Source organism: Polaribacter irgensii 23-P (assembly GCF_000153225.1).
In the GTDB taxonomy this organism is placed as follows: domain Bacteria; phylum Bacteroidota; class Bacteroidia; order Flavobacteriales; family Flavobacteriaceae; genus Polaribacter; species Polaribacter irgensii.
In genome coordinates this window covers 1-10,274 of the sequence record NZ_AAOG01000007.1, presented here as the reverse complement: position 1 = coordinate 10,274, position 10,274 = coordinate 1, and the positions used below count along the sequence as shown (strand labels likewise).

The window sequence follows — 10,274 nt, the reverse complement described above, 5'->3', positions numbered from 1 at the left end:
AAAATAATAAGCAAAAAAAACCACCTCTTTTGAGGTGGTTTTAGTTTTACTTGGTAAACAAATTAAAATGTTACTTATTACCCTCTGTAATATTTGGGTTGTCTGTAAGTTCTCTTTGAGGCACCGCAAAAGTTAATTTTGGGTCATCGTAAGCTAAGGTAGATCCTGCTAAGTTTAGGTGATTGCTACCTCTGGTGTTACTTAGTTTTCTTCTTTTCATTAGCAAGTAGCCTTTTCCTTCACCAATAAATTCAATTCTGGTTTGAAAAACAATTTCGTCTACAAGTGCTTGACCAGACAATGCATCTACATATGCATAATCTGCAGCATCGTCGAAGCGGTTGGCCAATACTTCTTTTAGTCTTGTTTTGGCTGCTGCAGCATTGCCTTCAACAGCGCTCATTTCAGCAGACAAGAGATACATCTCAGTAATTCTCATGTACACATAATCGTCTGTCATTGGGGTTTGTCCAAAGTGTACCAAATCTAAATTATAAAATTTTCTCGCAGGGATCAAAGGAGAAGCTCCGACATTAAAACCAGTTTTGGTTGGTTGTCCAAACTGAGATTTTCTGATGTCATTGGCATCGATATTGTCGTAAAGACCTTTGTCAATTCCTCTGAAATTACCTACTGCTTGATAAGAGTAGCTGTAATAATCCATAAATCCGTGCCATGAAACCAATCCTAAACCGTTAGCTACGGTAAGATCAAATCCCCACATCCATCCTGGAGTGCTTAGTTGTGTAAAACCACCGGTAACTTCATCTTTATTCATCATGGTAAACTCACCAGAGGTGATGATTTCATCTGCTAGATTTTTTGCTAGCACATTCTTGTCACTTTGGCCCATGGATGCGTAAACATATGCTAGAAATCCTTTCGCTACATTTTTGTTTATCGATGCTTTGTTAGGTCTACTGTACGAATCCATAAAGCTAATAGCAGAATTTAGATCAACTATTATTTGATCGTATATTTCTCCCATTGTTGATTTGGCTTTACCCGCTTCACCTGGATTGATGTACAACGGTAAAACTGGATCACTTGCATTATATTGAATAGCGTAATATTGACTTAAGTAAAAATAGGCAAAAGCTCTTATTGTTTTTGCTTGTCCTATTACACCCTTCACAGCGTCAGATTCAGGTACCGCGTCATTACCACCATTACTCTCTATAATTAAGTTCGCACTGTTTATGATTCTGTAGTAAAATCTCCATGCGGTATAATTAGGTATATTTATGGATTGATCTGCGGTCCATACTAAATTTGCTAAGGGTACAAACCTATTGAATCTTGCACCAACTTGTGCCAAATCACTTGATAATAAATCACTCATTAAATCAAAAGATTTATGACCAAAATCTTCTTGACTACTGGTACCACCGATATAAGCAGTTACCATTTGGTTGTATATCCCTCTTAAATTTCCTTCAACAATAGAAGGATTGATTAAAGCGGTTTCTCCCAAATCTTCATTTGAGATGAAGCTTGTGGGTCTTTGATCCAAAAAGTCTTCATTACAAGAGACAAGAATGAGACTTGCAATGATAATACTAAATATATAATTTATTTTTTTCATAATTAAAAGTTTTATTAAAATTTAATTCTTACACCTAATGTGTAATTAGATATCGGATTGTATGTATATCTATCAGAGGTAGCAGTCACAGACGTGGTAGGATTAAATCCGTCTCTTGCGCTTAATAAAAACAAATTATCTCCTGATACCCATAAATTAACTGAAGAAAGTGCAATTTTAGCTAAGTATCTTGAAGGTACATTGTATCCCAATCTCACGTTGTTTAGAGCAAGGTAATCTGTACTTGTTATGAATCTTGATGAAGTTCCATTAACTCTAATGTTTTCATTTGAGTATAGTCTTGGTACATCTGTGATGTCTCCGGGATTCATCCATCTGTTTTCCATATCCACATGATAACTTGAAGCTCCTACTTTACCGTTTGACATTAGGACTGCATAGTTGCTGTCATAACCGTAACCACCTAAACTATATCCAAACTGGGTGCTTAAAGAAAAACTTTTGTACGATGTATTGACTCTAAATGCGCCTCTAACGGTTGGAATAAGAGATTTGTCTACGTATTTTCTCGTTGCGTCTGCGTATGTATTTGTGATGCGTTCTTGAATTGTTTTATCTGGATTTGCTGCGGTGTATACCAACATGTCTAAAATACCTTCTCCACTAGTGTATTCACCGTCATTATTTGCATCTACCCAATGTTCTATCCATTGTGCGTCACCATTTTCTGCATTAACACCCGCCCACTCGCGGATATAGAAATCGTAAATACTGCGACCTTTTGATTGACCATAGCGACCGTCAATATTAACAGCCTTTGGTTTTCCAGTTGCGTTTTCAATTGGCATTCTCGTGATTTCGTTATTAAACATCTCACCATTTACTGTAAGGGATAGTCTGAAATCTTCATTTCTTACAATATTTCCAGTTACATTAAATTCAAAACCTCTGTTTACCAATTCACCGTCATTGGTTAAAATAATAGCATCACCTGTAGAAGGGGACAATCTTTTATTTACATAAAGGTTAGAAGTGGTTTTGATGTAATAATCTAAATCTGCTTCAATTGCGCCATTAAATAACTCAAGTTCAACTCCTGTTTGAAATTGATTACTGGTTTCCCAAGTAATATTTGGGTCAACAACTGCTCTTGGCACTAATGAAGTTGCTCCAAGAAGATTTTCTATATTAAATCCAAGTTGCCCTGCAAAAGCAGCATTTCCCTGGTCTCCTAAATAGCCATAACTTGCTTTTAGCTTTAAGAAATTAACAACATCTGAAGATTTCAAGAAATTTTCTTCGCTAATTATCCAACCGGTACCTACAGACCAGAATGTTCCCCATTTATTTTTGAAGAATCTTGACGAACCATCTCTTCTTAAGGTAGTTGATATGTAGTATTTACCGGCATAATTATAATTTGCTTGTGTAAAATAACTTTCTAATGAAGTGTCTGTTTTTGATCCACTAGATACGCCATTTTGATCCAAGTAGTTTTCTGGAACTCCGGCAGCATTTGGGTTTAAATTAACAATTCCTTTCTTACTAAGGTTAAAATCTTCGGTTGTAGCCTCAAAAGATTCGTGCGCTGCAAGGATATCAAAATTATGATCTTGACCAAACGTTTTATTATATCTTAAAATTTGGTTTAAATTTTGTGAAGTGTATGTTTCATTCGATTTGAAAAGAGTTCCACCTAAAGCAACACCTGCACTACCTTGAATAGAGTTTCTTGTGTTGTCTAAGTTACTGCTGTAAATATTTACACCATAGGTACTTTCAAAAGTTAATCCTTTGGCAATATCAAGTACTAAATTTACATTACCATTTATCGAATGTCTTTTCGTCCTATTAATGTTGTAAATGGACTCTCCAACTCCGTTGTAGGTAGCAGAAAAATCTCTTGCATTGCCCGCTGAGTTGTCACCAAAATCATACATCTGATTGTTTGTGTTCGGATTCACAACAATATCACCATTGGTGTCTCTTAAATATAGTGGGTAGATGGTTGGAATAAAGTCTAACATGTACGTTACATTTCCACCACCGTAACCAGTAGCGTCGTTGTATTCACTGTAAGAGTAATCTAAGTTGGTGCCAATTTTAACTCTGTCGATAGGTTTTGTTGTTACATTCAATCTTGCAGAATAGCGATCGTATTGTGATTCTTGGATAAAACCTTCGTCTGATAACTTTCCTAAAGAGAAATAGTGTCTTGTTTTGTCATTTCCTCCAGAAGTTTTAAAGTTCATTTCATTTCTAACACCAGTTCTATAACCTGCGTCAAACCAATCTGTGGGAGTAAATTTTCTAGTGACACCAGGTCTTACGCTCCCAGTAGCTGGGTCTATAAGCTCATTACCGTCGGCTACATTCCACATATTGTACAAAGGTGCAACACCTTTGTCAGCGAAAAGATTGTCTAGAGCATATTGTGCAGGATCTGCTTCTCCAGTAAATTCACCAGTATTCTTTAGTCCATCATAAACTAAACCCATGTATCGCTCTTCATTATTTACAAGGTTGTAACGTGGCAATGTTCTTTGGTTAAATGAAGTTTGTATGTCAAATTCAATTACATCTTTTCCAACTTCACCTCTTTTAGTTGTTAACACAACCACACCATTGGCTCCTCTTGAACCGTAGATTGCTGTTGCCGAAGCGTCTTTTAATATCGTTGTTGATGCGATATCATTTGGATTAATAGAGTTGATATCTCCTGTAAAAGGAACACCATCCACTACATATAATGGATCTCTATTTCCTTCAATAGAGCTAAAACCTCGAATTCGAATAGTAGCACTTGCTCCTGGTCGTCCGTCAGTTCTTGTAACTGTTACTCCTGAAGCTTCACCAATTAAGGCTTGCGCTATATTGGAAACAGCTTTTGCATCTATGTTTTCTGTAGAAACAACACTTGCAGTACCCGTAAATGATTTCTTTGTTGTTGTACCATAACCGATAACAACAATTTCGTCTAGTGTATTTGAGTCTTGTGAAAGTGTCACATCAAGTACATTGGATATTCCTACCGTTTTTTCAACAGTTTTATAACCAATATAGCTAAAGCTTAAGATTGCTCCTCGCTTTGCCATAATGGTATATTTACCATCAAAATCTGTTTCAGTACCTGTAGTCGTACCTTTAATAACAACACTAACTCCAGGTAAACTTCCAGATTCGTCTGAAACCATACCAGAAACCTTTTGTTCCTGTGCAAAGGTTATTTGCACTATTAACGCCAGTAACAGCGTTAAAATTCCATTTAACTTTGTTTTCATTTTTATTATTTATTTTTATTAGTTGCACAAAAATGCTAAAATAACTTTAATAAAACAATTAATTAACAGTTTAGTTTTATTAAAAAAGCAATGATAAGAAGAGAAGTTTGTTAATATGGAAATTAATCAGTGCATTGTTTGTTTTTTTTATTGAAAAATAAACAATAAAAAGAACGCTTTTTTTTAGCGTGCTGGGCGCTATTTTTTTTTGATGTAAAATAGCTGTATTAGATTTTCTTTTTGATGTTAATTATTTTAGATCAAGTATGTATTTAAAAAAGTGAGTGCTTATTTTTTTATTAATGCTGTCAAATGTTTGTTTTTAGGTGCTACTATTTTGTTCAAATTGTTAGTCGATTTACTTTATTTCAATGAAAGAAAGTAATATTTCATTTTTATTCCAAATAGTTTCAGGTCAATTCCTATTAATAATTACAGTAAATAGATTTCAGTACAGACAGCTTTTATGATTGTTGAAGTTCTTCTAAATCTATGAGATGTAAAATAATAGCTAGATACATATAATGTTTAAAATAATTATAATTTGAGGGTTTGATCGATTAATTATTCTTGTAAAGGATGCTACAAGATGACTTTTTTAAACTCAAGTAAAGTGGAATAAAATGTTCAGGTAGGGGTAAAATAATAAGCAAAAAAAACCACCTCTTTTGAGGTGGTTTTAGTTTTACTTGGTAAACAAATTAAAATGTTACTTATTACCCTCTGTAATATTTGGGTTGTCTGTAAGTTCTCTTTGAGGCACCGCAAAAGTTAATTTTGGGTCATCGTAAGCTAAGGTAGATCCTGCTAAGTTTAGGTGATTGCTACCTCTGGTGTTACTTAGTTTTCTTCTTTTCATTAGCAAGTAGCCTTTTCCTTCACCAATAAATTCAATTCTGGTTTGAAAAACAATTTCGTCTACAAGTGCTTGACCAGACAATGCATCTACATATGCATAATCTGCAGCATCGTCGAAGCGGTTGGCCAATACTTCTTTTAGTCTTGTTTTGGCTGCTGCAGCATTGCCTTCAACAGCGCTCATTTCAGCAGACAAGAGATACATCTCAGTAATTCTCATGTACACATAATCGTCTGTCATTGGGGTTTGTCCAAAGTGTACCAAATCTAAATTATAAAATTTTCTCGCAGGGATCAAAGGAGAAGCTCCGACATTAAAACCAGTTTTGGTTGGTTGTCCAAACTGAGATTTTCTGATGTCATTGGCATCGATATTGTCGTAAAGACCTTTGTCAATTCCTCTGAAATTACCTACTGCTTGATAAGAGTAGCTGTAATAATCCATAAATCCGTGCCATGAAACCAATCCTAAACCGTTAGCTACGGTAAGATCAAATCCCCACATCCATCCTGGAGTGCTTAGTTGTGTAAAACCACCGGTAACTTCATCTTTATTCATCATGGTAAACTCACCAGAGGTGATGATTTCATCTGCTAGATTTTTTGCTAGCACATTCTTGTCACTTTGGCCCATGGATGCGTAAACATATGCTAGAAATCCTTTCGCTACATTTTTGTTTATCGATGCTTTGTTAGGTCTACTGTACGAATCCATAAAGCTAATAGCAGAATTTAGATCAACTATTATTTGATCGTATATTTCTCCCATTGTTGATTTGGCTTTACCCGCTTCACCTGGATTGATGTACAACGGTAAAACTGGATCACTTGCATTATATTGAATAGCGTAATATTGACTTAAGTAAAAATAGGCAAAAGCTCTTATTGTTTTTGCTTGTCCTATTACACCCTTCACAGCGTCAGATTCAGGTACCGCGTCATTACCACCATTACTCTCTATAATTAAGTTCGCACTGTTTATGATTCTGTAGTAAAATCTCCATGCGGTATAATTAGGTATATTTATGGATTGATCTGCGGTCCATACTAAATTTGCTAAGGGTACAAACCTATTGAATCTTGCACCAACTTGTGCCAAATCACTTGATAATAAATCACTCATTAAATCAAAAGATTTATGACCAAAATCTTCTTGACTACTGGTACCACCGATATAAGCAGTTACCATTTGGTTGTATATCCCTCTTAAATTTCCTTCAACAATAGAAGGATTGATTAAAGCGGTTTCTCCCAAATCTTCATTTGAGATGAAGCTTGTGGGTCTTTGATCCAAAAAGTCTTCATTACAAGAGACAAGAATGAGACTTGCAATGATAATACTAAATATATAATTTATTTTTTTCATAATTAAAAGTTTTATTAAAATTTAATTCTTACACCTAATGTGTAATTAGATATCGGATTGTATGTATATCTATCAGAGGTAGCAGTCACAGACGTGGTAGGATTAAATCCGTCTCTTGCGCTTAATAAAAACAAATTATCTCCTGATACCCATAAATTAACTGAAGAAAGTGCAATTTTAGCTAAGTATCTTGAAGGTACATTGTATCCCAATCTCACGTTGTTTAGAGCAAGGTAATCTGTACTTGTTATGAATCTTGATGAAGTTCCATTAACTCTAATGTTTTCATTTGAGTATAGTCTTGGTACATCTGTGATGTCTCCGGGATTCATCCATCTGTTTTCCATATCCACATGATAACTTGAAGCTCCTACTTTACCGTTTGACATTAGGACTGCATAGTTGCTGTCATAACCGTAACCACCTAAACTATATCCAAACTGGGTGCTTAAAGAAAAACTTTTGTACGATGTATTGACTCTAAATGCGCCTCTAACGGTTGGAATAAGAGATTTGTCTACGTATTTTCTCGTTGCGTCTGCGTATGTATTTGTGATGCGTTCTTGAATTGTTTTATCTGGATTTGCTGCGGTGTATACCAACATGTCTAAAATACCTTCTCCACTAGTGTATTCACCGTCATTATTTGCATCTACCCAATGTTCTATCCATTGTGCGTCACCATTTTCTGCATTAACACCCGCCCACTCGCGGATATAGAAATCGTAAATACTGCGACCTTTTGATTGACCATAGCGACCGTCAATATTAACAGCCTTTGGTTTTCCAGTTGCGTTTTCAATTGGCATTCTCGTGATTTCGTTATTAAACATCTCACCATTTACTGTAAGGGATAGTCTGAAATCTTCATTTCTTACAATATTTCCAGTTACATTAAATTCAAAACCTCTGTTTACCAATTCACCGTCATTGGTTAAAATAATAGCATCACCTGTAGAAGGGGACAATCTTTTATTTACATAAAGGTTAGAAGTGGTTTTGATGTAATAATCTAAATCTGCTTCAATTGCGCCATTAAATAACTCAAGTTCAACTCCTGTTTGAAATTGATTACTGGTTTCCCAAGTAATATTTGGGTCAACAACTGCTCTTGGCACTAATGAAGTTGCTCCAAGAAGATTTTCTATATTAAATCCAAGTTGCCCTGCAAAAGCAGCATTTCCCTGGTCTCCTAAATAGCCATAACTTGCTTTTAGCTTTAAGAAATTAACAACATCTGAAGATTTCAAGAAATTTTCTTCGCTAATTATCCAACCGGTACCTACAGACCAGAATGTTCCCCATTTATTTTTGAAGAATCTTGACGAACCATCTCTTCTTAAGGTAGTTGATATGTAGTATTTACCGGCATAATTATAATTTGCTTGTGTAAAATAACTTTCTAATGAAGTGTCTGTTTTTGATCCACTAGATACGCCATTTTGATCCAAGTAGTTTTCTGGAACTCCGGCAGCATTTGGGTTTAAATTAACAATTCCTTTCTTACTAAGGTTAAAATCTTCGGTTGTAGCCTCAAAAGATTCGTGCGCTGCAAGGATATCAAAATTATGATCTTGACCAAACGTTTTATTATATCTTAAAATTTGGTTTAAATTTTGTGAAGTGTATGTTTCATTCGATTTGAAAAGAGTTCCACCTAAAGCAACACCTGCACTACCTTGAATAGAGTTTCTTGTGTTGTCTAAGTTACTGCTGTAAATATTTACACCATAGGTACTTTCAAAAGTTAATCCTTTGGCAATATCAAGTACTAAATTTACATTACCATTTATCGAATGTCTTTTCGTCCTATTAATGTTGTAAATGGACTCTCCAACTCCGTTGTAGGTAGCAGAAAAATCTCTTGCATTGCCCGCTGAGTTGTCACCAAAATCATACATCTGATTGTTTGTGTTCGGATTCACAACAATATCACCATTGGTGTCTCTTAAATATAGTGGGTAGATGGTTGGAATAAAGTCTAACATGTACGTTACATTTCCACCACCGTAACCAGTAGCGTCGTTGTATTCACTGTAAGAGTAATCTAAGTTGGTGCCAATTTTAACTCTGTCGATAGGTTTTGTTGTTACATTCAATCTTGCAGAATAGCGATCGTATTGTGATTCTTGGATAAAACCTTCGTCTGATAACTTTCCTAAAGAGAAATAGTGTCTTGTTTTGTCATTTCCTCCAGAAGTTTTAAAGTTCATTTCATTTCTAACACCAGTTCTATAACCTGCGTCAAACCAATCTGTGGGAGTAAATTTTCTAGTGACACCAGGTCTTACGCTCCCAGTAGCTGGGTCTATAAGCTCATTACCGTCGGCTACATTCCACATATTGTACAAAGGTGCAACACCTTTGTCAGCGAAAAGATTGTCTAGAGCATATTGTGCAGGATCTGCTTCTCCAGTAAATTCACCAGTATTCTTTAGTCCATCATAAACTAAACCCATGTATCGCTCTTCATTATTTACAAGGTTGTAACGTGGCAATGTTCTTTGGTTAAATGAAGTTTGTATGTCAAATTCAATTACATCTTTCCCAACTTCACCTCTTTTAGTTGTTAACACAACCACACCATTGGCTCCTCTTGAACCGTAGATTGCTGTTGCCGAAGCGTCTTTTAATATCGTTGTTGATGCGATATCATTTGGATTAATAGAGTTGATATCTCCTGTAAAAGGAACACCATCCACTACATATAACGGAGCTCTATTTCCTTCAATAGAGCTAAAACCTCGAATTCGAATAGTAGCACTTGCTCCTGGTCGTCCGTCAGTTCTTGTAACTGTTACTCCTGAAGCTTCACCAATTAAGGCTTGCGCTATATTGGAAACAGCTTTTGCATCTATGTTTTCTGTAGAAACAACACTTGCAGTACCCGTAAATGATTTCTTTGTTGTTGTACCATAACCGATAACAACAATTTCGTCTAGTGTATTTGAGTCTTGTGAAAGTGTCACATCAAGTACATTGGATATTCCTACCGTTTTTTCAACAGTTTTATAACCAATATAGCTAAAGCTTAAGATTGCTCCTCGCTTTGCCATAATGGTATATTTACCATCAAAATCTGTTTCAGTACCTGTAGTCGTACCTTTAATAACAACACTAACTCCAGGTAAACTTCCAGATTCGTCTGAAACCATACCAGAAACCTTTTGTTCCTGTGCAAAGGTTATTTGCACTATTAACGCCAGTAACAGCGTTAAAATTC

4 protein-coding genes are annotated in these 10,274 nt (G+C 35.5%); all 4 read right to left on the bottom strand.

The annotated features are described in order from the left end of the window. Positions 1-70 precede the first annotated feature (70 nt). Positions 71-1,585 carry a RagB/SusD family nutrient uptake outer membrane protein gene (locus PI23P_RS00020; protein WP_003821630.1) on the bottom strand — a complete coding sequence of 505 codons (1,515 nt, stop codon included), beginning with the start codon at positions 1,583-1,585 and terminating at the stop codon, positions 71-73. Between the two features lie 14 nt (positions 1,586-1,599). Then, positions 1,600-4,827 (bottom strand): SusC/RagA family TonB-linked outer membrane protein, encoded by a 3,228-nt coding sequence (locus PI23P_RS00015; RefSeq protein ID WP_003821631.1) that lies wholly within the window; start codon positions 4,825-4,827, stop codon positions 1,600-1,602. A 709-nt stretch (positions 4,828-5,536) separates the two neighbouring features. Beyond that, positions 5,537-7,051 (bottom strand): RagB/SusD family nutrient uptake outer membrane protein, encoded by a 1,515-nt coding sequence (locus PI23P_RS00010; RefSeq protein ID WP_003821630.1) that lies wholly within the window; start codon positions 7,049-7,051, stop codon positions 5,537-5,539. 14 nt (positions 7,052-7,065) lie between these two features. Then, positions 7,066-10,272 (bottom strand): SusC/RagA family TonB-linked outer membrane protein, encoded by a 3,207-nt coding sequence (locus PI23P_RS00005; RefSeq protein ID WP_003821629.1) that lies wholly within the window; start codon positions 10,270-10,272, stop codon positions 7,066-7,068. Positions 10,273-10,274: the final 2 nt, after the last annotated feature.